This is a genomic window from uncultured Algimonas sp., assembly GCF_947498175.1.
In the GTDB taxonomy this organism is placed as follows: Bacteria; Pseudomonadota; Alphaproteobacteria; order Caulobacterales; family Maricaulaceae; genus Litorimonas.
Map to the genome: position 1 here is coordinate 142,421 of NZ_CANMJB010000003.1, position 23,001 is coordinate 165,421.

19 protein-coding genes and 1 pseudogene are annotated in these 23,001 nt (G+C 67.1%); 13 read left to right on the forward strand and 7 right to left on the reverse strand.

Annotated features, from left to right (window positions below; genetic code table 11):
- Nucleotides 1-86: 86 nt before the first annotated feature.
- The 3 genes and pseudogenes from Q0718_RS05520 to Q0718_RS05525 form a co-directional block, all read right to left on the reverse strand.
- Nucleotides 87-395 carry a hypothetical protein gene (locus Q0718_RS05520; protein WP_298914692.1) on the reverse strand — a complete coding sequence of 103 codons (309 nt, stop codon included), beginning with the start codon at nucleotides 393-395 and terminating at the stop codon, nucleotides 87-89.
- A 22-nt stretch (nucleotides 396-417) separates the two neighbouring features.
- Nucleotides 418-645: pseudogene (locus Q0718_RS13670) on the reverse strand (hypothetical protein); the annotation flags it as partial.
- Nucleotides 646-949: 304 nt separating this feature from the next.
- Complete coding sequence (locus tag Q0718_RS05525) at nucleotides 950-2,080, reverse strand: hypothetical protein (RefSeq protein ID WP_298914696.1); 1,131 nt, start codon at nucleotides 2,078-2,080, stop codon at nucleotides 950-952.
- A 521-nt stretch (nucleotides 2,081-2,601) separates the two neighbouring features.
- Here Q0718_RS05525 and Q0718_RS05530 point away from each other — a divergent pair.
- Both Q0718_RS05530 and Q0718_RS05535 read left to right on the forward strand, forming a co-directional pair.
- Complete coding sequence (locus tag Q0718_RS05530) at nucleotides 2,602-3,048, forward strand: hypothetical protein (RefSeq protein ID WP_298914699.1); 447 nt, start codon at nucleotides 2,602-2,604, stop codon at nucleotides 3,046-3,048.
- Between the two features lie 136 nt (nucleotides 3,049-3,184).
- Nucleotides 3,185-3,814, forward strand: coding sequence for a hypothetical protein (locus tag Q0718_RS05535; RefSeq protein ID WP_298914701.1), 630 nt, complete (start codon nucleotides 3,185-3,187; stop codon nucleotides 3,812-3,814).
- A gap of 61 nt (nucleotides 3,815-3,875) precedes the next feature.
- Here Q0718_RS05535 and dapF read toward each other — a convergent pair whose 3' ends face one another.
- A complete protein-coding gene (gene dapF, locus Q0718_RS05540) occupies nucleotides 3,876-4,715 on the reverse strand; it encodes a diaminopimelate epimerase (protein WP_298914704.1) in 840 nt (279 codons plus the stop codon).
- Between the two features lie 50 nt (nucleotides 4,716-4,765).
- On the opposite strand from dapF, the gene Q0718_RS05545 reads away from it, so the two are divergent.
- Both Q0718_RS05545 and Q0718_RS05550 read left to right on the forward strand, forming a co-directional pair.
- Nucleotides 4,766-6,118, forward strand: a complete 1,353-nt coding sequence (locus Q0718_RS05545; RefSeq protein ID WP_298914707.1) for a mechanosensitive ion channel family protein — start codon at nucleotides 4,766-4,768, stop codon at nucleotides 6,116-6,118.
- A gap of 79 nt (nucleotides 6,119-6,197) precedes the next feature.
- Nucleotides 6,198-8,444 (forward strand): prolyl oligopeptidase family serine peptidase, encoded by a 2,247-nt coding sequence (locus Q0718_RS05550; protein ID WP_298914710.1) that lies wholly within the window; start codon nucleotides 6,198-6,200, stop codon nucleotides 8,442-8,444.
- Between the two features lie 114 nt (nucleotides 8,445-8,558).
- Here the strand turns inward: Q0718_RS05550 and Q0718_RS05555 are convergent, their stop codons facing one another.
- A complete protein-coding gene (locus Q0718_RS05555) occupies nucleotides 8,559-8,822 on the reverse strand; it encodes a DksA/TraR family C4-type zinc finger protein (protein WP_366523834.1) in 264 nt (87 codons plus the stop codon).
- Between the two features lie 232 nt (nucleotides 8,823-9,054).
- Here Q0718_RS05555 and Q0718_RS05560 point away from each other — a divergent pair, with 232 nt between their 5' ends.
- The gene (locus Q0718_RS05560; protein ID WP_298914716.1) at nucleotides 9,055-9,549 is read left to right on the forward strand and encodes a YHS domain-containing (seleno)protein; all 495 of its coding nucleotides are present in this window, start codon (nucleotides 9,055-9,057) and stop codon (nucleotides 9,547-9,549) included.
- 63 nt (nucleotides 9,550-9,612) lie between these two features.
- Here the strand turns inward: Q0718_RS05560 and Q0718_RS05565 are convergent, their stop codons facing one another.
- On the reverse strand, nucleotides 9,613-10,518 hold the full coding sequence (locus Q0718_RS05565; RefSeq protein WP_298914719.1) for a sterol desaturase family protein: 906 nt from the start codon (nucleotides 10,516-10,518) through the stop codon (nucleotides 9,613-9,615).
- 180 nt (nucleotides 10,519-10,698) lie between these two features.
- On the opposite strand from Q0718_RS05565, the gene leuS reads away from it, so the two are divergent.
- The 4 genes from leuS to Q0718_RS05585 all read left to right on the forward strand — a co-directional run bounded on the left by leuS (nucleotide 10,699) and on the right by Q0718_RS05585 (nucleotide 16,271).
- Nucleotides 10,699-13,527 carry a leucine--tRNA ligase gene (leuS, locus tag Q0718_RS05570; protein ID WP_298914722.1) on the forward strand — a complete coding sequence of 943 codons (2,829 nt, stop codon included), beginning with the start codon at nucleotides 10,699-10,701 and terminating at the stop codon, nucleotides 13,525-13,527.
- Nucleotides 13,524-14,216, forward strand: coding sequence for a hypothetical protein (locus Q0718_RS05575; RefSeq protein WP_298914725.1), 693 nt, complete (start codon nucleotides 13,524-13,526; stop codon nucleotides 14,214-14,216). Before leuS ends, Q0718_RS05575 begins: the two co-directional genes overlap by 4 nt.
- A gap of 86 nt (nucleotides 14,217-14,302) precedes the next feature.
- Nucleotides 14,303-15,361 carry a DNA polymerase III subunit delta gene (gene holA / locus Q0718_RS05580; RefSeq protein ID WP_298914728.1) on the forward strand — a complete coding sequence of 353 codons (1,059 nt, stop codon included), beginning with the start codon at nucleotides 14,303-14,305 and terminating at the stop codon, nucleotides 15,359-15,361.
- 43 nt (nucleotides 15,362-15,404) lie between these two features.
- Nucleotides 15,405-16,271 (forward strand): mechanosensitive ion channel family protein, encoded by an 867-nt coding sequence (locus Q0718_RS05585; protein ID WP_298914731.1) that lies wholly within the window; start codon nucleotides 15,405-15,407, stop codon nucleotides 16,269-16,271.
- A 138-nt stretch (nucleotides 16,272-16,409) separates the two neighbouring features.
- Here Q0718_RS05585 and Q0718_RS05590 read toward each other — a convergent pair whose 3' ends face one another.
- Nucleotides 16,410-17,285 (reverse strand): glycerophosphodiester phosphodiesterase family protein, encoded by an 876-nt coding sequence (locus Q0718_RS05590; RefSeq protein WP_298914733.1) that lies wholly within the window; start codon nucleotides 17,283-17,285, stop codon nucleotides 16,410-16,412.
- Nucleotides 17,286-17,310: 25 nt separating this feature from the next.
- Between Q0718_RS05590 and mnmE the strand changes: the two genes are divergently transcribed.
- The 4 genes from mnmE (at nucleotide 17,311) to mnmG (ending at nucleotide 23,001) form a co-directional block, all read left to right on the forward strand.
- Nucleotides 17,311-18,645 (forward strand): tRNA uridine-5-carboxymethylaminomethyl(34) synthesis GTPase MnmE, encoded by a 1,335-nt coding sequence (mnmE, locus tag Q0718_RS05595; RefSeq protein ID WP_298914736.1) that lies wholly within the window; start codon nucleotides 17,311-17,313, stop codon nucleotides 18,643-18,645.
- Between the two features lie 131 nt (nucleotides 18,646-18,776).
- A complete protein-coding gene (gene egtB / locus Q0718_RS05600) occupies nucleotides 18,777-20,015 on the forward strand; it encodes an ergothioneine biosynthesis protein EgtB (RefSeq protein WP_366523835.1) in 1,239 nt (412 codons plus the stop codon).
- Nucleotides 20,016-20,039: 24 nt separating this feature from the next.
- Nucleotides 20,040-21,005 (forward strand): L-histidine N(alpha)-methyltransferase, encoded by a 966-nt coding sequence (gene egtD / locus Q0718_RS05605; RefSeq protein ID WP_298914744.1) that lies wholly within the window; start codon nucleotides 20,040-20,042, stop codon nucleotides 21,003-21,005.
- Nucleotides 21,006-21,135: 130 nt separating this feature from the next.
- Nucleotides 21,136-23,001, forward strand: a complete 1,866-nt coding sequence (mnmG, locus tag Q0718_RS05610) for a tRNA uridine-5-carboxymethylaminomethyl(34) synthesis enzyme MnmG (protein WP_298914747.1) — start codon at nucleotides 21,136-21,138, stop codon at nucleotides 22,999-23,001.

Sequence of the window (23,001 nt, forward strand, 5' to 3'; positions counted from 1 at the left end):
CGACACCGTCGCATTGTTGCGACTGCCGGCCTGATCGCAGCGCGTGTCGAAATCCGCAAAAGGCCGTCTTTCCAAGGCCGCTTTTTCTATCCGGGGGACCGCGTCGCAACAGCACGGTTGTCTTCCTGACCGACTTGGACGGAAGAGGGGAAGGTGGCTGAGTCCGCTAGAATCGTCATGGTCTCTCCACTCTGGATCGATATGTCGTCCTCGAACCTCGCATTGGTGCCGTCGGCATACCAGATCACCATCCGGTCCAGATCATCCGCATTGACGATGGAATTCTCGAACGTGCCGAACGTCGCCTTGTCCTCGCCGAACGAAAACTCCACGAACGTCATGGACGGGCTGCCATCTTCCGTTGCGGGCAGTACGGCTTCTCCGGAATCCTCCATCAGATAGACCATCCGGCCGCGCGATGAACTCGTCGCGCGTGATCGTGCCCGAAGCATCCAGATCGAGCACCTGCATGATGCTGTTCGGACCATCCCCGGAAACCTGCGGCAGATCGAGTTCGGCCAAGCTCAACTCGCCGTTCCCATCGATGTCGCGCGCCGCGAAGACCGCCGCATCGTCGAGAGTGCGCTCCCGCATGAAAGCCGCGTAGAACAGTCCGAACACCACGACGAAAATCGCAGCGAACATGGCTGCCCTGGTGCCCCGCCGCCGGGAGGCGCTGCGCCAAGCGCTCGACAGCACGTCGCGTATAGCCGTGAATGAACCGTCTCATCGCCGAGGACGGCGTGTCGCCCTGGCTGTCGCAGGCCTCCATGAAGCTCTGCTTTTCTGCAAAGCCCAGACGGACTTCGAACCGTTCGCTTTTCTTTTCCGGGGTGGGGTCCGTCTTCATCACTGCCTCCTTGCGTCTTTGCTGGAAAAGAGCCGTAAAACCGGGTGCCGGTAAAGCGCGAACCTGTCCGGACACGCCTTTTCTCATGACCGGACGGCCCTATTCGGCCAGCTTCGCTTCGAACCAGTGCTTGGTCGGCGTGCCTGCGACCCTTTCGAGTTCATTCAGGAAATCGCGCGTCGTCACCGGCGGGTTGGCCATCAGGGCCTGCATGAAAGCCGCGAAAGCCTTTCGCCCCACGCGGTTTTCCAGCTCCGCGAGCAGAAGCGGCGCCTTGCGATACAGCACCAGATGAGGCGGACGGACGGTGGCTCCGGCCGTCCAGACGGGCGGCAGGTCGTAGCCGTTCAGCCAGTCCCGGTAGCGGACCAGCCGCGCGGCATAGACGGCCTCGCCCAACGCCTCGCGCACGGCCATGTTGGCCAGATGGTCGGCCACGCCTTCGTTGATCCAGTTGTCCGGCCCGCCAATGTGGGCGCGGCTCCAATAATGGGCGAGCTCGTGGCAGATGAACTGGCGCAGGGCTTCCTCGCCTTCGTTCTCGATGTCGCTGAGCGAGATCAGCGTGCCGCGCGCATAGCTGGCCTCGGCCCGCCCCGTGACGATGATGGAGGCGGGCGGCAAGGGCCCGGCCGGACCGGCCAGAGCGTTCAGATAGGCCGCACAGCCGTTCAGCGCCGCCTTCAATTCCGGGATCTTCGTGCCCGGTTCGCGGCGTGCATCGAAAATGGTCCAGTCCTGCGCCGGATACCGCACGCTCGACGACAGGAGCGAGACCGCGATGTCCAGCGCGGGCCGGTCCTGCCGCAGCCGGTAGCCGACCGGCGTGCGGTCGATACGCCCTGCCGCCACCGGCTGCCAGTCGCCTGCGACCCTGATTTGTATGTCGGCCGTCAGACGCGCGCCGAAGCTCGCATCGAACGGGAACCAGAAACTGTCCGCCGTCAGTTCGACCTTGTCCGCATCCAGCGTATTGACGGCGACCGACGACCGGTCCGGGAAAAGCGGCCCGGCATAGGCGATCTTGACGATGCGGTCCGCCCCGTCCCGGGACGGGTGCAGGGCAACGGCATGGATGAGGGCGAGGCCGTCCAGACCGGGCGCGGGGGCCGTTGCGACCGACACTACATCCGCGCCGCCGACCCGCGCCGCGCCGAAGGCGGCGTTCAGGGCGAAAGCGATCTCGCGCGCATCCGGGTCGGCGATGCGGATCGTCCAACCGGCGGCCAAGGATCCCGTTTCCGGCCGAAGCTCGACCGAACCGAGATAGTGCAGCGACCTTTGCGGCGGAGTGGTGGGGGACGGGGTGGCGGGGGACGGGGTGGCGGCCGCGGACGGCGGGACGGGCGGGCTCAGATGGTCATGCGACAGACTGCCGGGCGGGTTTCGGTCGGGGGAGGACCGCTCGGGAGGACCTTGTCCGGGGGAGGCGGAGGAAGGCGGCCCAGCCGCCCCGGCAAAGGAGAGGCCGAGCGCGCTCAGCAGCGCCCCGGCCGCGCATCCCGCGACCGCACCTCTCGCGACCCCCCTGCGCGGGCGGCGACGGGCGGGATCCGGCGCGGTCCTGCGGAGCGTGGCGATGTCGGCCTCCTCTTCTCTGTCGCAAGTCCTTTGCCCGTCAAGATTGCGGCAATCGGCGGACCGGCGCAATGCATTCCTTGCGAAAAATCGATCGGCCCCGTGAAAATCGATTGGCCCCGTGAAAATCGATTGGCGAGTCCGGCCGCCTCCGTGTCATACTCCTACGGGCCATGCGCCGCCCCGCACCCCTCACCCCGCCTACGCCCCCGCGCGGACGGCCCGCCGACCGCCTGTCGGCCGGTCTGGCCGCCATCGGCCTGGCCGCCTCGGTCGCGGCGACGCTGTGGTTCTTCGCGGGCTTCTTCGAAACCGATCCGGGCTTCACACCCGCCAGCTCGGCCTTGCTCCTGTCGCTGGGGCTCGGTGCGTTCGCCATCATTCCTTGCGCGGTGGTCATGCGCCTGGCGTGGCGGTCCTGGAGGCGGGGCTTCAAGCCATCTTACGGCCTCTGGACCGTGTTCCTGATGGCGCCGTGGCTGCCTCTGGCCACTCTGGCGGCCCGGTCGGACTGGCTGCCGGCCTGGCTCGGCGCGGGTCCGCTGCTGGTCGCAATCCCGGTCATGATCTGGGCGATCGTGTCGATCGCCTTGGAACGACGGGGCCGGTCCGGCGCTTGATCCCCTGCCACGCAGTTGTGATTGGCTGCGGACAGCCAGACCGGATAGGCTTGGAACATAAGGAAAGTTTATGTTTCGTGCAGCGCCGGTTCAGAAACGCCGCGTTATACGCGCGAGCGAGATAAGGAGACACAGGATGGAAATCAGGACAACGCATAAGACGCTTCGGCACGCCTTGCTGTGCGCCGGTGCCGCCCTGCTGGCGGCCTGCGCGACGGCGACCCCGTACCAGCCCGCCAGCGAGCCGGGCGCCTTTGACGGGTTTTCGCAGCAGATGATCGAGAACGACCGCGCCCGGATCACCTTTGCGGGCAATTCGCTGACCAAGCGCGAAACGGTCGAGAACTACCTGCTCTACCGCGCGGCCGAAACCACGCTGGAACGCGGCTATGACTGGTTCGAGCTGGTCGAGCGCGACACGGAGAGCAAGACCCGCTATCGCGGCTCGTCGCTGGGGCCGAACTTCTACGATCCCTTCTTCGATTACAGCTTCTTCCATCCGCGTTTCGGCTGGGGGCCGGGCTTCCGCTATTCGCGGTTCGGCGGCTATTACGGGTTCGGTCGGTTCGGGCGTCCCGGCTTCCACGGGGGCTTCGGCAGAGGCTTCGACGATTTCGACGTGCGCGAGATCAACAAGTACCGCACCACGGCCGAAGTGCGTTTCGGCAACGGCCCGAAGCCCGAAGAGGCGCCGAACGCCTTTACGGCCCGCGAAGTGATCGCCAATCTCGGCCCGACGATCCGGCTGCCCGAAGCCGAGAGCTGACGCTCCCGCCCTTCGACCGAGTGCAGGCCGTCCGCGAGGGCGGCCTTTTCGTTTGGCGGCTTCAAAGCGTCCCGCGCCCCTCCAGTTCGACCGGCCCGCTCATGATGACGTGGCCGTCGGACGCCCGCCAATCGATATGGAGCGTGCCGCCATCCACCTGGACGGCGACCGACCGGCCGGCGCGTTTCTGGCGGTGGGCGGCGACGACGGCGGCGCAGGCGCCGGTGCCGCAGGCCTGCGTCATGCCGACCCCGCGTTCCCACACTTTCAGGCGCATCGCGTCGGGCGCGTCGATGCGCGCGAACCCGACATTGGTCTGCTCCGGGAAAAGCGGGTGGAATTCCACCATCGGCCCGGCCAGATGCGGCTTCACCGTGTCGAAATCCTCGACGAAGAAGACGACATGCGGATTGCCCATGCTGACCGCGCCCGGATTGGACAGAGCGGGCGCGTCGATCGGGCCGAGCTTCACATCGATATGATGGGTGTGCATCGGCTCCTTCAAGGGGATCTGCGCCCAGTCGAGCTTGGGTTCGCCCATATCCACGGCGACCGAGAACGGCCCCGTGCGCGTGCAGGGCAGATGCGCGTCATTGGTCTGCACCACGGCGGCGTCGCGGCCCGTTTCCTCCATGACCAGCCAGGCCGCGCATCGCGTGGCGTTCCCGCACGCATCGACTTCGAACCCCTTTTGGTTGCGGATTTCCATGAAGACGTCCGCCCCGGCGGAGGCCGGGGCGCGCAGCACGATCAGCTGGTCCGCGCCGAGCGGTCCCATGGCGGCGGAGCCGGGCTCGCAGAGGGCGCGGACCTGATCGTCCGACAGGACGAAGCCGGGGCGCGACCGCGCGTCGAACACGGCGAACCGGTTGCCGGCCCCGTTCATGATGAGGAAGTCCATGGCTCCGCCTATAAGATGAAACCGCAGGCGCGCCCAGCCGTTCGAACATCATGCGTCCCTTGCATTACATCGCCGCCCTTGTGCTGGCTCTGCTCTACGTGCTGATCCCGCCGACCGTGTCCTGGGCGCAGGACGCGCCGGCGGATGTCGCGCCGATCACGGTCCAGTCCGGTCCGACCGACAGGCAGATCCAGGCCCGGATCGCGGACATCCTGTCCAAGATGACCGATACGCAAAGCGTCGCCATCGGCGTGGACGGCAGCGTCGTCACCCTGTCGGGCGAAGCGCCCAACACCGAAGCGGCCGAGCGGGCGGTCGGGATCGCCGAACGGGTGGACGGGGTCGTGGCCGTCCAGGACGAGATCGTGCGCACGCTGGATGTGTCGGACAACGTCACCCCGCTGGTGGACCGCACGGCGGAACTGAGCACGCAGTTCGTGCGCGCGCTGCCGCTGATCGCGGCAGCGTTGACGGCGCTGGTCGCGATCTATCTGCTGGGCCGCTTCCTGGCCGGGCGGAAGAGATTGCTGGAACGCATGGCGGGCAATCCGTTCCTGGCCGAACTGATCGCCACGGCCATTCGCATCGCTTTCGTGCTGATCGGCATCGTCGTGGCGCTGAACATCCTCGGCGCGACCGGACTGGTCGGAACCGTGCTGGGCGGGGCCGGGATCATCGGCATCGCCTTGGGTTTCGGGGTGCGCGACACGGTGGAGAACTACGTCGCGTCGCTGCTCTTGTCGATCCGCCAGCCCTTCCGGGCCGAGGACCATGTCGTCATCGACGGGCAGGAGGGGATCGTCGTGCGGCTGAACACCCGCGCGACCATTCTGATGACGCTGGACGGCAACCACTTGCGCATTCCCAACGCCAAGGTCTTCAAGGCCGACATCCTGAACTACACGACCAATCCCACGCGCCGGTTCGGTTTCCGGGTCGGCGTGGACAGCGCCGACGACCCCGTCGCGGCCATCGCCGTGGGGACGCAGGCCATGGCGGAGCTGCCCTTCGTGCTGGCCGACCCGCCGCCGGCCGGCCGGATCGTGGAGGTCGGCGACAGCTCCATCCTGATCGACTACATGGCCTGGATCGACCAGCGCGAGACCGGCTTCTTCTCCGCCCGCAGCCAGGCCATCCGCGACGTCAAGACCGTGCTGGAGGACCAGGGCTTCTCCCTGCCCGAACCGCTCTACCGCGTGCGGGTGGATACGGGGTCCGCCCCGCCGGTTCCGGCGGACAAGCCTGCGAAAGCCCGGCCCGTGCCGGAGGCCATGCTGGCGGAAGCGCTCGACACGAATGCGGAGTTCACCATCATCGAGCACATGGCTGAGGAACGCAAGATCGCCGAGGCGGCCGGCCGGACGGGGCCCGACCTTCTGGACGACGACGCGCCGCAGGAATGAGCGGGCGCCCGCTCGGTTCGACTTGCCTTCCCCCACGACGGCGTTACACCGTCTCCAGACACTCTGACTGGAGACCGCAATGACCCCCAAACACCTGCTTCTGGCCGCAAGCGCCCTGGCCCTGCTGGCCGCCTGTTCCGACACTGACGAGACCGCCATGACCGATGCGAGCGAAACCCCCGTGACCGAAAGCGCGGACGCCGGAACGGTCGACGCGGACGCGACGGCTGACGATTACGTGCCCGTCGCCTACGAAACCGAGGGCCAGCGCGACGAAGACCATCTCTGGCTCGAGGAGGTCGAAGGCGAGGACGCGCTCGCCCAGGTGCGCGAATGGAACGAACGCTCGCTCGACCGGCTGAAGGCCGATCCGCGCTACGAGACGCTCTACCAGGACGCGCTCGACATCCTGCAGAGCAAGGACAAGATCCCCTACGTCTCCTACCGCGGCGGGTACGCCCACAATTTCTGGCAGGACGAGGACAGCGTGCGTGGCATCTGGCGCCGCACCACCATGGACAGCTATCTGTCCGACGAGACCGAATGGGAAACGGTGCTGGACTTCGACAAGCTGGCGGCCGACGAGGACGCCAATTGGGTCTACAAGGGCAATAACTGCCTGAGCCCCGACTACGACATGTGCATCGTCAACCTGTCCGACGGCGGCAAGGACGCGGTCGTGCGCCGCGAATTCAACGCCGGAACCGGCGAATTCGTGCCCGCCAGCGAAGGCGGCTTCGTCACGCCGGAATCCAAAGGCACGATGGACTGGGTCGACGAAGACACGATGGTCGTGGCCATCGACTTCGGTGAAGGGACGCTCACGGATAGCGGCTATCCCAGCACGGCGCGCCTCTGGACGCGCGGCCAGGACCTGGACGACGCGGTCGAGATCGGCCGGGGCAATCAGACCGATGTCGGCTATTGGCCGGGCGTTCTGGAGCTGAGCGACGGCCGCCGCGAGATCTTCGTGTCGCAAAGCACGACCTTCTACGACACGGACACGTTCTGGTTCCCCCGCAACGAGGACGGCAGCGTGGGCGAGGCCGTCCAGGTGCCGGTCCCGACCAAGTCCAACCTCGGCGCCGAATTCAAGGGCCAGATGATGTTGTCGCTCAACGAGGACTGGCGCGGCTTCGAATCCGGCGATCTGGTCAGTTTCGCCGTGGACGACTTCATGGAGGACGGTGAGATCGCCGACGTCCACCTGGTCTATTCGCCGGACGAGCGCAGCTCGCTGGGCGGCTACGGCGTCACAGCCGACAAGGTGCTGCTCGCCAAGACGACCGACGTGAAGGGCTCTGTCCTGGCCTTCGACTGGGACGGCGAAAGCTGGACGTCCGAGGCGATCGACCTGCCCGCCAACGGCGCGGCGAATGTCGGCGCGACCAATCCGAAGGAAAGCATCGCCTTCCTGTCGGCCGAGGATTTCCTGACCCCCGACACGCTCTACACGATCGACACGTCGGCGGACGATCTTACCCCGGTCGCGGCCAAGTCGCTGCCGGACTGGTTCGACACGGACGGCATGGTCAGCGAGCAGTTCTTCGCCACGTCCAAGGACGGCACGCGCGTGCCCTATTTCGTGGTCCGCGCGGCGGATACGGAGATGAACGGCGAGAACCCGACCCTGCTCTACGGCTATGGCGGGTTCGAGATCCCGCTCAATCCGAGCTATTCGGCGACGCGCGGCAAGCTGTGGCTGGAGCAGGGCGGCGTCTATGTGCTGGCCAACATCCGCGGCGGCGGCGAATACGGACCCAACTGGCACCAGGCCGGTCTGAAGACCGAGCGCCAGCGCATCTATGACGATTTCATCGCGGTGGCGGAGTCGCTGATCGACAAGGGCATCACCAGCCCGGATCATCTCGGCATCGAGGGCGGCTCCAATGGCGGGCTGCTGACCGGCGTGATGACGACGCAGCGCCCGGACCTGTTCAACGCGGCCATCATCGCGGTGCCGCTGCTCGACATGCAGCGCTTCCACACCCTGCTGGCCGGGGCTTCCTGGATGGGCGAATACGGCAATCCGGACGATCCGGTCGAAGGCGAATTCCTGCGCCGCATCAGCCCGTATCACAACATCCGGGCCGACGTGGACTATCCGGAAGTCTTCCTGGTCACCTCGACCAAGGACGACCGCGTCCATCCCGCCCACGCGCGCAAATTCGCCCAGCGCATGGAAGACCAGGACCACGATTTCCTCTATTACGAGAACATCGACGGCGGCCACAGCGCCGCGGCTAACCTCAAGGAAACGGCCAACCGCCTGGCGCTGCAGCATGTCTATCTGCTGCAGAAGCTGGCGGATGACGCAGGCGACTGATCCGGGGGATCGATTTCAGAGGAACCGGGCGGCTGGGCCGTCCGGCCTCACCTCAATCAGATCACGAAACGGCGCCCCGCGGGGCGCTTTTTTCATGAGCCGGCCGAAGTCGGCTCAGCGCATCTGGCTGCCCTTGGAGCCGCGGCGGTTATAGGGGCTGAGCGTCGTCGTGCCGTCGCGTTCCGTCTGGCAGGGCACGCAGGTCTTCACGCCGGGCAGGGCTTCGCGCCGCGCTTCCGGAATGGGGTCCGCGCATTCAACACACAGTCTGGCGCTTTCGCCCCTGGGCAGGCGGGCCGCCGCGTGACGCACCGCGTCCTTGACGCTGTCGTCGATCTGTTCCTGTATCGCCCCGTCCTTCGACCATCCGCCTGCCATCATCTGTCCTTCCGGTAGACCTTCGTTTCCCGCTCAACCGATCAACGCATTGTCACAGGCAACGGTTCATATCGGCCCGCAGGTGACCAGAATGGATCTTCGCTCGATATCGATATTCTCACAGGCTCGTGACATGTCGCGAGACCATCGTGTCTGTCATTTGAACCGGACGGTCCATAAGCGGTTCCTGCGGCCTCGTCGAGGGCCATCACAGGACTGAAAAGAGACCCACATGCGTAATTTCCTCAAGACCCCGATCGTGGCGACAGCCTTGGCGCTCGGCGCGACGGGCGCGATGATCACCCTGCCCGCCTTCGCCGCCGACGAAATCAGCGTCACGACGACCGCGCAAGCCCCGACCCTGGCCGTGCAGGGCTATGACGTCGTGTCCTACCAGACGCCGGGCGAGCCCGTCGAAGGGCTGGCGCGATTCAGCGCCGACCATGACGGCGCGACCTACCGCTTTTCCGATCAGGCCAATCTGGACGCCTTCACCGCCGATCCGGCGCGCTTCGTCCCGGCTTACGGCGGCTTCTGTGCCTACGGCGTGTCCAAGGGCAAGAAGTTCGACGCCGATCCGGAAGCCTATACGGTGGTGGACGGCAGGCTCTACCTGAACGTCAGCAAGCGCGTTCGCAAGACATGGCTGAAGAAGCGGGACGCCCATATCGACCAGGCCGAAACCCGCTGGACCGACATCGAACATGTCGCCATCGGCGACCTCTGATCGGCCGGATGAGCGCGCCCGTCCGCCTGCGCGCCAGTCCGCCTGCGTGGACGGGCCGTCATGCTAGAGGTTCGCGGCCGCTTCGGCGCGGCGCGCATATTTCGGGCAGACGCCGTGGCAACGCCCGTCATGCGACCATTCCGGCGGCCGCCACAGATAGGCCAGCCTGTCGGACCAGCGATCCGCCGACGCCATCTTGCGGGCGAGCTGCCGCAGCCCGACGAATTGGGCGGAGAGCGGATTGTTGTCCGTGACCGGTTCGACCAGGCCCACGACCGGCTCGATCGTGTAATGCGCGCGACTGCCGAACAGATCGTCGCAGATCATCAGCACCTGGCCGTAATTGCGGTCGATATAGTCGGGCTGGTTGGCGTGGTGGATCTTGTGGTTCATCGGTGTGGCGAAGATCCGGTCGAGCCCGCCGAGACGACCGACATAGCTGGCATGGTTCCAGATGCCGTACAGGCTCTTGGCCACGGCGACGGCGACATAGACGACCGGCGGAACGCCCAGCAGCGCGGCCGCCAGAGCGCCCATGATCTGGAGTTTGCCGTCGAGGTAGAAACCGCGCGCCGCCGTCGTGTGATTGAAGGAATTGGACGAATGATGGATGCTGTGGAACGCCCAGAGCAGACCAATCCGGTGGCCCATCCGGTGTTCGACGTAATAGGCCAGTTCGTGCAGGACGAAGGCGACCGGGACGGATAGCCACAGCGCGTCGAGCGTCGTCAGCCGCGCCGTGTCGAATACCCAGAGATAGAGCGCCAGCGGCAGGATCAGCCCGACGACCATGCCGATTGCGCTGTTCATCAGGTTCAGCCCGATGCTGCACAGCGCGTCCCGGTCGTCATAATCCGGGCTGCGGCGGAACAGGTGCCAGAGGCGTTCGGCGATCACCATGCCGAAATAGGCGACCGCGAGGATGTAGAGCGAGGCCGGTCCGCCCAGCGTCTCGATGATGTCGTCCATGATCGTCCCCTCAACCAATCCCGCCCTTTGCCAATCCCGCCCTTTGCCAATTCCGCAATGGATCCCGCAGCCGTCTTCAGATTGGCGGCAAGACCGCTCTGTGTAAAGGCAGGGGCGCATCGGTGACAATTTCTCGCATTCGGGCTTAACCCTTCCCACGCACCCGGCTAGAGCGCGCCAATGGGAGACACGATCACATCGCCGTATAATCCGGCTGAGACCGAACCGAAATGGCAGGCGCGCTGGGACGAGGCCGGGCTGTTCGAGGCCGACGACGCCTCGCCCAAGCCGAAATTCTACGCCCTCGAAATGTTCCCCTATCCCAGCGGGCGGATCCATATGGGCCATGTGCGCAACTACGCGATGGGCGACGTGGTGGCGCGCTACAAACGCGCGCAAGGCTTCGAGGTGCTGCACCCGATGGGATGGGACGCGTTCGGCATGCCGGCGGAGAACGCGGCCATCGAGACGGGCGGACACCCCAAGGACTGGACCTACGCCAACATAGAGCAGATGCGCGCACCGATGAAACGGCTCGGCTTCGCGCTGGACTGGAGCCGCGAATTCGCGACCTGCGACGTCGGCTACTACACCGAGCAGCAGCGCATCTTCCTGAAGTTCTGGGAGAAGGGCCTCGTCTATTCCAAGACTGCCAAGGTCAACTGGGACCCGGTCGACAATACGGTCCTCGCCAACGAACAGGTGATCGACGGGCGCGGCTGGCGAAGCGGGGCGCCGGTCGAGCAACGCGACATGGAGCAGTGGTTCTTCAAGATCACGGCGTATTCGGAGGAGTTGCTGGAGGGGCTGGAGACGCTCGACCGCTGGCCGGAAAAAGTGCGGCTGATGCAGCGCAATTGGATCGGGAAGAGCGAGGGCGCGGAGATTGAATTCGACTGGGTCGGGTGCGGCGACCCTGAAGCTAGCATCGTTGCGAGCAGCGAGCCGTTAACCCCAGAAACGCTAGCGGAATACAGGAACATGATGGTGGCGGATGCTGAGGAACGGCGCACGCGCCATCCCGAGCACTGCCAGACGCTAGACAGTCTTGGCCTGGATAGCCTCCCAGAAGATGCGGCCATACAGGGCTACAATGGCGAGTGCGGCCTTCGCGTTTACACGACCCGCCCCGATACGATGTTCGGTGCAAGCTTTCTGGCCGTATCGCCCGACCATCCTCTGGCCAAGGCGTTGGCCGAGACGCGAGAGGATGTAACCGCATTCCGCGCAGACTGCGCCAAGATCGGCACATCCGAAGAAGCTATTGCGCAAGCGCCCAAGCTCGGCCTCGATACGAAACTCCTGGTCGAGCATCCGTTCAAGGAGGACGAGACCCTTCCTGTCTGGATCGCGAACTTCGTTCTCATGGGCTACGGCACGGGCGCGGTGTTCGGGCAGCCCGCGCACGATCAGCGGGATTTCGAGTTCGCGAAGAAATACGGCCTTCCGATCATCCCCGTCATCAAACCCTCCGCTCACCCCGACGAACGTCGGGGCCCAGCCGACGGCGAAAGCTCCAGCCTGGATCCCGACATTCGTCGGGATGAGCGGGAAGAGGAGATGATCGAAGCCTATACGGGCGAAGGCACGCTCTATAATTCTGGCTTCCTGAACGGCCTGTCCAAGGAAGACGCCATCAAAGCTGCCATCGCAGAAATCGAAGAGTTGGATGCCGGGTACGGCACCACGCAGTACCGCCTGCGCGACTGGGGCGTGTCCCGCCAGCGTTATTGGGGCTGCCCGATCCCGGTCATCCATTGCCCGAAATGCGGCGCGGTGCCCGTGCCGGAGGACCAGCTGCCCGTCGAGCTGCCCTACGACATCGAGTTCGACTCCCCCGGCAATCCGCTCGACCGCCATCCGACCTTCAAGCACACGAGCTGCCCGACATGCGGCGGGCCGGCGGAGCGCGAGACCGACACGCTCGACACGTTCGCGGACAGCTCCTGGTATTTCGCCAAGTTCGCGGGCAAGGACGGCTCGCCCTTCGACCGTGAAGCCGCGAGCCAATGGCTGCCCGTGGACCAGTATGTCGGCGGGGTGGAGCACGCCGTGCTGCACCTGCTCTATTCGCGCTTCTTCACCCGGGGCCTGCGCGATTGCGGGCTGCTGGATCTGCCGTCCGGCGAGCCGTTCGCGGGACTGTTCACGCAAGGCATGGTGACGCACGCGACCTACGAGACCGACGAGGGCTGGGTGCTGCCCGCCGACGTGGCGGACAAGGACGGGGCGCTGATCCACATGCCGACGGGGAAGTCCGTCACGCGCGGCGACGTCATCAAGATGTCCAAGTCCAAGAAGAACACGGTCGATCCCAACGACATCATCGAAACCTACGGCGCGGACGTGGCACGCTGGTTCGTCCTGTCCGACTCTCCGCCCGAACGCGACGTGGAATGGTCCGAGGACGGGGTGCGCGGGGCGTGGAATTTCCAGAAGAAAGTCTGGCGCATCGTCGAGACCACCGATGTGCCGGACCATGGCCCGATGGCTGCGGGTCCGGAGGCCGCGGATCCGGAGGCCGAAGGCGACGGTCTCGCCCTGCGCCGTCAGGCTCACAAGGCGCTGGAGAAAATCACGCAAGGCATCGAGGCGTTCCGCTTCAACACCTCGGTCGCGCAGATCTACGAGCTCGCCAACGCGCTGTCGAAATATAAGGGCCAAGATGCCGCCCGCCTGGAAGCGCTCGGCATCCTGGTCCGCTCCATCGCTCCGTTCATGCCCCATCTGGCCGAGGAATGCTGGGAGCGGCTGGGCGGCGAGGGGATGTGTGCGGCCGCGCCCTGGCCGCAGGCCGATCCGGCCCTGCTGGTCGAGGACGCGGTGATCCTGCCGGTGCAGGTCAACGGCAAGCGCCGGGGCGAGATTTCCGTGCCCAGGGACGTGTCCAAGGCGGACGCCGAAGCCGCCGCCCTGGCGGAGCCCAACGTCGCCCGGACGCTGGACGGGCTGAGCGTCCGAAAGGTCATTGTGGTGCCCGGCCGCATCGTCAATATAGTGGCGCAATGAAACAGATACTTCTTTCCCTGAGCCTCCTCCTGTCCGCCGCCCTGTCCGGCTGCGCGGGTTTCCAGCCGATGCACGCCATGCCGTCCGCCGGGACCGTGTTCAGCGATCTGGGCGTCAGCGTCGGCCCCGGACGGGACGAAGCCGACCGCCTGGCCGGCTTCGTCATCCGCCAGAGCTTGGCCGACCGGATCGACGCCCCGGCGGACCCGACCTACACCGTCCATATCGAGCCGACGCAGCAACGCGCCGGCGTCGGCCTGACGACCCTGGACGCCGCGTCGCGCTTCGACGGCATCGTCACGGCCCAGTGGACGCTGACCCGCCGCAGGGACGGGCAGCGCATCGCCTCCGGCAGCACGAGCAGCACGTCGTCCTTTTCCGCCAATATCGACCCCAGCCGCCTGCAGGCGACGGCTGATGCCGCGCTCGAACGCGCCGCGAGCAACGTGGCCAACGAATTGATCCAGGAACTCACCATGGCCTTGGCCGACTTCGACAAGGACCAAGCCGTAGCCGAAGCCGAAGCCCAAGCCCAAGCCGTAGCCGAAGCCGAAGCCGAAGCCGAAGCCCAAGCCCAAGCCGAAGCCCAAGCCGAAGCCGAGGCCGAGACGGGGTTGACCGGACCTGGCGCGACGCCGCGGCCGGAAACGCCCGGGCCGACCGGAACGCCCGACCCGGCCAAGCCGTGACGGCTGCGGGCGGACGCCGCCGGAGCCGCAAAGGTCCGAGGGCGACGATCCGGTGAAGGTGCCGCACGCATGAAAGCCCCGCATTCATGAAGGTCACCGGCGCCCGCCAGACCCGGTTCCTGTCGCAACCGCCGCACGACCTGCTGGGCGCGCTGCTGTTCGGGCCGGATCGGGGCCTGGTCAAGGCGCGCGCGGCCGCCCTGATCCAGACGCTGGCGCCCGACATCGACCCGGCCTTCGGCGCGACCGTGCTGACGGCCGACGATCTGGCCACCGACCCGGCCCGCCTGCAGGACGAGATGAGCGCGATGAGCCTGCTGGGCGGGACGCGGCTGGTGCGCCTGCGGCTCGACCATGAACGTTCCGGCGCGGCGATCGCCAAGATCCTCAAGGCGCTGGATGCGGATCCTTCCAGGGTCGAAGCCAGGCTGGTCATCGAGGCGGGCGATCTGTCCACCCGGTCGGCCGTGCGCAAGGCGGCCGAAGCCGCCAAGCATGTCGCCGCGATCGGCTGCTACCCGATGGGGGCGCGCGACCGCCGCCAGCAGATCAAGGACCGGCTGGACGATCTGGGCATCGGCGTCACCCCGGACGCGCTCGACCTGTGGATCCCGCTGCTGGAAGGCGACCACGCCCTGGCCGAGGGCGAGGTCGAGAAGATGGCGCTCTACAAGGGCTACGGCACCGAGGAGGGCGCCCGCGTGACGCCGGCGGACGTCCGGGCGCTCGCCGCCGGGGCGCAGGGCTCGGCCATCGACCCGATCATCCAGGACGCCCTGTCCGGGCGCCTCGATAGCCTGGACGCGCGCTACCGCCGCGCCGTCGAGGCCAAGACCAGCCCCGTCGCTATCCATTTCGCCCTGCAACGCCACATCTTGCGCCTGTGCGAGGCGAGCGCGCGCATGGACCGGGGCGACAGCGCCCAGGCGGCGACGCGGTCCCTGCGCCCGCCCGTCTTCCGCATGGCCGAGGACGCCTTCGTGGCCACGCTGAACCGCTGGAACGGCCGCGCCCTGCGCTCGGCCCTGTCGCAATGCCAGACGGTCGAACGCCAGCTCAAGAGCACGGGCGCCCCGGCCGAAGCGCTGACCCAACGCCTGCTGTTCGGCCTCGCCCGGTTCGCCGCGCGCCGCCGCGCCGCCTGATCCCCGCCTTTCGCCTGATCCCCGCTTTTCAAGGACCGCCCCCATGGACATGATCGCCGACTATTGGGCCCGCGCGCAGGCGGAGTTCCCCTTCCTGCTGGTGCTGGGCGGCAATGTCGTCTCCGCCGTTCTGATCTTCGCCGCCGGCGTGTTTTTCGGCCGCTGGTTGTCCAGGCGCTTGCGGACGTCCCATTTCGGCGGGTCGCATCTGGACGCGACGCTGCGCCCCGTGCTGGCCTCGGTCGTCTTCTATCTCGTGCTGGCCATGACGCTCTACGCCGTGCTGGTGAAGCTGGGCGTGCCGCCGACGAGCCTGCTGGCCGTCTTCGGCGGCGCGGCGATCGCCATCGGCCTGGCGCTGCGCGACACGCTGTCCAACATCGCCGCGGGCGTGATGCTGCTGATCCTGCGGCCGCTCCAGGTCGGCGATTTCGTCGATATCGGTCGCGACACGGTCGGCACGGTCGAGGAGATCGGCCTGTTTACCACCACCATCCGCAATATCGAGAACATCGCCATCTACCTGCCCAACAGCGTGATCTGGGGCAACCGGGTGCAGAATTTCGGCCGTCACGCCCACCGCAAGGCGGTCATCGAGATCGGCGTGGGCTACGCCACGGACCTGGAGGCGGCGCGGACCCTGTTGCTGGAAACGATGGCGAACCACGACGGCGTCCTGCCCGTCGCCGACGACGGCACCTCTGCCCCGACCCCGCCGGAAGTCTACGTCATGGGGTTCGGCGACAGCGCCATCACCCTGTCCTGCCGCTGCTGGCTGCCGGGCGACACGTGGCTGGCCCGCGCCAGCGACCTGCGCATCGCGATCAAGCGCGCGCTGGACGAAGCCGGGATCGAGATCCCGTTCCCGCAACGCGTGGTGCACATGGCGTCGGAGACGGGGATTACCTAGCCTTCTCTCCCCCTCATCCCGGACCTGATCCGGGATCCATCTCCCAGCCGGTCCGGCCCGCCTGTCGGTCCTGTGCTGGATCCCGGATCAAGTCCGGGATGAGGAATGGGTATATGCCTGAAGAACCGGCTTTAAACTCTACCCTTCGCGCAGACATGCCCGGAAGGCGGCGCCTTTCTTCAATCCGGCCACGGCAGGGTAGCGCTGGGCCTGGCGCGTCACGAGGATGTCGAGCGCCCGGGCGGCGCGGGGCAGGGCGTCCGCGTTCTTCTGCCATTGCGCGCCGATGACGTAGTGGCGCGGCGGCAGGCGGCGTTCCGCCCCGTTCTCCCAGCTTTCGCCGATCCACAGAGCCTGCCGGGGCGCGCCCGGACCGGGCCGGAAGGATCGCGGCAGCGACAGCAGGAACTCGTCGCCATAGTCGCGGTGGAAGCGCTCCGCCTCCTCGTCCGTGCTCGCGATCAGCAGGACCTGATCGACCATGCCGCGCTCGCGCACCAGGGCAACGACCCGGTCCACGTCCGCCGAGGTCTTCAGGTCCAGCTCCAGATAGATGCGGCCTTGGGCGGCCTGCAGCAGGTCGGCCAGGGTCGGCACGGCTTCGCCGCCGACGCGGCCCTGCGCGTCCTTCAGGCGCAGCCGGGCGAAATCCGCCGGCGCGGTGGCAACGACCGGGCCGGTGCCGGAGGCATGCTCCTCCCACACCCCGTCATGGAACAGGATCGGCGTGCCGTCGGCGATGGAGGCGATGTCGACCTCTACCATCATGATGCCGTGACCGATCAGCCGCTCCAGCGAGCTCAGCGAGTTCTCCGCCTCCTCATAGCCGTCCGACGTGGCGCGGTGCGCCGCCACCAGCGCGGCCTCGTCCGGCAGGCAGGCCAGGGTCGTGCGAAGCGGCGGCAGCGCGTCCAGGTCGGAAAAGGGCGCGGGCGGCGCCGGGACGGCGCTGGTGCATCCCGCGAACAGCATCGCGGCGAGGGACAGGGAGAGAGCGGATGGCTTGGCGAACATGGGGCCGCGCTATAAGCCCGCCCGCATGAGTGTCAAAACACAGTTTGGCGACACGATCTTCGCTCTGTCCACCGCGCCGGGCCGGGCGGGCGTCGCCGTGATCCGCCTGTCCGGGCCGGAGGCACATGCCGCCGCCCGCGCCCTGGCCGCAGAGCGCGACCTGGCCGAAGAGCGCGACCTGGCCGAAGAGCGCGACCTGCCGCCCCGCCGCGCCGTGCTGCGACGGCTCGGGCGCGCCGGGACCGTGATCGACGAAGCGCTGGTCCTGTTCTTCCCCGCGCCCAACAGTTTCACCGGCGAAGACGTCGTGGAGCTGCAGTGCCACGGCTCCCACGCCGTGATCGAGGCGCTGTCGGAGGCGCTGCTGTCGCTCGGCCTGCGCCAGGCCCGCGCCGGGGAATTCACCCGCCGCGCCGTGGAGAACGGCCGCATGGACCTGACCGAGGCCGAAGGGCTGCTCGACCTGATCGACGCCCAGACGCAAGGCCAGCGCGAACAGGCGCTGCGCCAGATGGACGGCCATCTGCGTGACACTTACGGGCGCTGGCGCGAAGGGCTGCTCGACGCGCTGGCGCAGATCGAGGGCGAGATCGATTTCGCCGACGAGGCCGACGTGCCCGACGCCCTGTCCCATGCCGCGCGTGCGCCGTTGGACCGGGTGGCGGACGATATCGAGGCCGCGCTGAGCCGCGCCGCGCAAGGCCGCGCCGTGCGGACCGGCATCGACATCGCCATCATCGGGCCGCCCAATGCGGGCAAGTCGACGCTGCTAAACCAGCTGGTCGGGCGCGACGTGGCCATCACCTCGCCGCAGGCCGGGACCACGCGCGACATCGTCGAAGCGCAGATGGTGATCGCCGGAATGCCCGTCACCCTGTCCGACACGGCCGGCCTGCGAGAGACCGACGACGCCATCGAGGCCGAAGGCGTGCGGCGCGCCCGCGACCGTGCGCGCCAGGCTCATCTGCGCATCGTGCTGCAACGCGGCCCCGCGCCGGACGCGCCGGTCCAGGACGGCGATCTCGTCATCGGTAATGTCGACGGAAACCCTGAAGACATCAATGAAATCAATGCGTTGGAAGGGCATGGCGTGGACCGGCTCCTGTCCCGCATCGATTCGCTGGTGCGCGAGCGCTTCTCGGGTCGCGAACCGGCCGGACTGACCCGCGCGCGCCATGCCGACTGCGCCCGCCGCGCCCTGGCCGCCACCCGTTCCGCCCGCACTCATCTGGGCGCGGGTCCGGAACTGGCCGCCGAGGACATCCGCCGCGCCCTGCGCGCCATCGACGAGCTGGCCGGGCGCAGCGACATCGAGGAAGTCTTCGACCGCATTTTCAGCCAGTTCTGCGTCGGCAAATGAGTCGCGCAAGCGTCATTTGTAATTGCAGGGCGACTTGATAGGGTCGGGCCATCATGGATGCCGTGCCGGACAGACTTCCCGATTGCGATCTGCAGGCGGAGTCCGGCGATCGGCCGGATGACGGATCCTCATTGGCCGAGCGCTATGCGGCCGTCCGCGACACGTCCGTCCGGCTGGCGGACGGGCTGTCGGACGCCGATTGCACGGCGCAGAGCATGCCGGACGCCAGCCCCGCCAAATGGCATCTGGCGCATACGAGCTGGTTCTTCGAGGAGTTCGTGCTGTGCGGCGCGCTGGGACAGGGCGAGCGGTTCGACCCGGCCTTCCAGTACCTGTTCAATTCCTATTACGACGCGGTCGGCGAGCGGCACTTGCGCGCCGAGCGCGGCCTGCTGACGCGGCCCGCCCTCGACCATGTGCTGGCCTACCGCGCCCATGTCGATGCGCGCATGGCCGAGGCGCTGGAGGGTGCGGCCGAAGCGGCCCGGGCCCTCGTCACGCTCGGCCTGTCGCACGAACAGCAGCACCAGGAATTGCTGCTGACGGACCTGCTGCACTTGTTCTCGCGCAACCCGCTCCGCCCCACCTACCGCGAAGCCGTGAAGGACGATCCGGTGGGAGCGGTCGACCCGCTCGGCTGGACGGCCTTCGAGGCGCCCGGCATCGTCCGTGTCGGCCATGACGGAGCCGGCTTCGCCTTCGACTCGGAAGGCCCGGCGCATGAGGTGCTGCTGCGGCCCTTCGCCTTGGCGGACCGCGCCGTGACGAATGGCGAATGGCGGGATTTCATGGACGATGGCGGGTACGACACGCCGCGCCATTGGCTGTCCGACGGCTGGGCGGTGGTTCAACAGCAAGGCTGGTCCGCCCCGCTCTATTGGGAACGGCTCAACGGCGTCTGGCACAGCATGACGCTTTACGGACTGCGGCCCGTGCCGATGGACGCGCCGGTCTGCCATGTCAGTTTCTACGAGGCCGATGCCTTCGCCAGCTGGGCCGCCAGGACCCGGGACGGGGCGCGCCTGCCGACGGAGTTCGAGTGGGAACACGCCGCCCGCTCGCAGGCGCCGACCGGCAACACGCTCGGTTCGGACGCCTTGCGCCCCTTGCCGCAAAAAGGCGCAGGCCCGCGCGGCCTGTTCGGCGATGTCTGGGAATGGACGGCCAGCCCCTTCGTGCCCTATCCGGGTTTCCGCGCCGCGGACGGCGCCGTGGGCGAATATAACGGCAAGTTCATGAGCGGGCAGAGCGTGCTGCGCGGCGGATCCTGCGTCACGCCGGACGGCCATGTCCGCGCGACCTACCGCAATTTCTTCCATCCCGACAAACGCTGGCAGTTCTCCGGCCTGCGCCTCGCCCGCGACCTCTGAATACATCGCACGGACCCTTCGACCATGACCCGAGCTTCCGCGCCTGCCCCGTCGCAGGACGACTTTCCGAACGCGTTTCTGGACGATGTGCTGTCCGGCCTGTCGCAGCCGCAGAAGTCGCTGCCTTGCCGCTGGTTCTACGATGCGCGCGGCTCGGCCCTGTTCGAGCGCATCACCGCCCTGCCGGAATACTACCTCACCCGGACCGAGACCGCGATCCTGGAGCGGGTCGCCCCGGACCTCGCCGCCATGATGGGGCCGGACGCCGTGCTGGTCGAATACGGCGCCGGAGCGTCGGTCAAGACGCGCATCCTGCTGGACGCGGCGAAAGACCTGCGGGCCTATGTGCCGATCGACGTGTCCGAGGGTTTCCTGCTGGAGACGGCGGACCGGTTGCGGGCGGACTATCCCATATTGGAGGTCCGCCCGGTCGTGGCGGACTTCCTGTCCGAGATCGCCTTGCCGCCTCTTTCGGATCCGGCCGGGCGGCGGGTCGGCTTCTTCCCCGGATCGACCGTCGGCAATCTGTCGGACGCGGATATCGACCGCTTCCTACGTCAGGCCCGGCGCATGCTAGGCGCGGACGGGCGCTTCATTCTCGGCTTCGACCGGGTCAAGCCGCTCTCGGTCCTGCTACCGGCCTATGACGACGCCCAAGGCGTGACCGCGGATTTCAATCTCAACCTGTTGCGCCGGATCAACCGGGAGCTGGACGGGGATTTCGACCTGTCGGGCTTCGATCACGAGGCCCGCTGGAACGACGCGGCCTCGCGCGTGGAGATGCATCTGGTCGCCCATCGCGCGCAAACGGTGCGCGTCGGCGGGCAGACTTTCGACTTCTCGCCGGGCGAGACGATCCACACGGAGGATTCACGCAAATTCACGCCGGAGCGGATGAAAGCGCTCTGCGCGCGCGCCGGGTGGTCCGTCGAGGCGCTGCATTCGGATCCGGACGAGGCTTTCTCCGTCGCGGTGCTTCGTCCAGCCTAAGGCTTCATGAGCGATCGTCTCCGGCACTCATGGCCGGGAACGGCTTCTTTTTGAAACAGGTCCGGTCAAGCCCTGTCCTTCCCTGAACGCCCGGCTTTCCCTGGCGCCGCACTCCGCCTATATCCCGCCCATGAAGGCTTACGACGTCATCATCATCGGCGGGGGGCATGCGGGTTGCGACGCGGCCAGCGCGGCCGCGCGGCTGGGGGCGGAGACGCTGCTGCTGACCCACCGCGCCGCGACCATCGGCGAGATGAGCTGCAATCCGGCGATCGGCGGGCTCGGCAAGGGCCATCTGGTGCGCGAGATCGACGCGCTGGGCGGAGTGATGGGCCGGGTGGCCGACGCGTCGGGCATCCAGTTCCGCCTGCTCAACCGGTCCAAGGGTCCGGCCGTGCGCGGGCCGCGCACGCAGAGCGACCGCTGGCTCTACCGCAACGCCATGCAGGCGGAGATGGCGGCCCAGGACGGGCTGAGCATCGAGGAAGGCGCCGTGCGCGACCTGATCGTGGTGGACGGGCGTCTGGCGGGCGTGCTCACCGAGGACGGGCGCGAATTCCTCGCCACGCGGGTCGTGCTGACGACCGGCACGTTCCTGAAGGGCGTGATCCATGTCGGCGACCGGCGCACACCGGCCGGACGCTGGGGCGAGGCCCCGGCCGACGGTCTGTCGGAGCGGCTCTACGGCATGGGTCTGCGAATGGGGCGGCTGAAGACCGGCACGCCCGCGCGGCTGGAGAAATCCTCCATCGATTGGGACGCGCTGGACCTGCAGCAAGCGGACGCGCATCCGGTGCCGTTCAGTTTCATGACGGACGCGATCACGGTTCCGCAGATCGCCTGCGCGATCACGCACACCAATGCGCGCACCCACGCCGTCATCGAGAAGAACATAGGGAAATCAGCGGTTTACGGGGGGTCTATCGCCGGGAAAGGCCCGCGTTACTGCCCCTCCATCGAGGACAAGGTCGTGCGCTTCGCCGACCGCGACCGGCACCAGATCTTCCTAGAACCGGAAGGCCTGCCCGGCCATCCGGACGGCGACACGGTCTATCCGAACGGGATTAGTTCGTCCTTGCCGGAGGATGTGCAGGATGCGTTCCTGCGCACGATCCGCGGATTGGAATCCGTCCGGGTCAAACGCTATGGTTACGCCATCGAATATGACTATGTAGATCCGCGCGAATTGCGCCCCACGCTGGAAACCAAAGCGCTGCCGAGGCTCTATCTGGCGGGGCAGATCAACGGCACGACCGGTTACGAGGAAGCGGCCGCCCAAGGGCTGATCGCGGGCGCAAACGCGGCCCTGTCCGCGCAGGGCCGCGACCCGCTTCTGCTGGATCGCAGCGAGGCCTATATCGGCGTGATGATCGACGACTTGGTCACGAAAGGCGTGACCGAGCCCTACCGCATGTTCACGAGCCGGGCCGAATATCGCCTGCATCTTCGGTCCGACAATGCGGATATGCGTCTGACCCCGATCGCCGGCGATCTCGGCATGATCACGAAGGCCCGCGCCGAGATGTTTCACGTGAAACAGACGGAGTTCGAACAGACCAAAGCCTTGATCGGGTCGCTGTCCAAGTCGCCGACCGAGTTGAAAGCGTCCGGGCTGGTCGTGAACCAGGACGGCCAACCCCGTTCGGTGAAGGATCTGCTCGCCTATCCGGACATTGCGATGGAGGACCTGCTCCCCCTTTTCCCGGGCCTCCGAGCTCTGTCGGAACGCTCGAAGGCGTTCGCCGAGATCCATGCGACCTATGCCGGCTATCTGGACCGCCAGCAGGCCGACATCGACGCTTTTCGCCGCGACGAAGGATTGCGCTTGCCCGACGGACTCGATTACGGAAGCGTTGGCGGGTTATCGAATGAAGTCCGCGAGAAGTTGGAAGCGGCGCGTCCCGCGACACTCGGCCAGGCGTCGCGCCTGGAGGGCGTTACGCCCGGAGCGCTGATGGCGGTCATGGCTTATGTTCGAAAATCGAAAGCCGCCTGA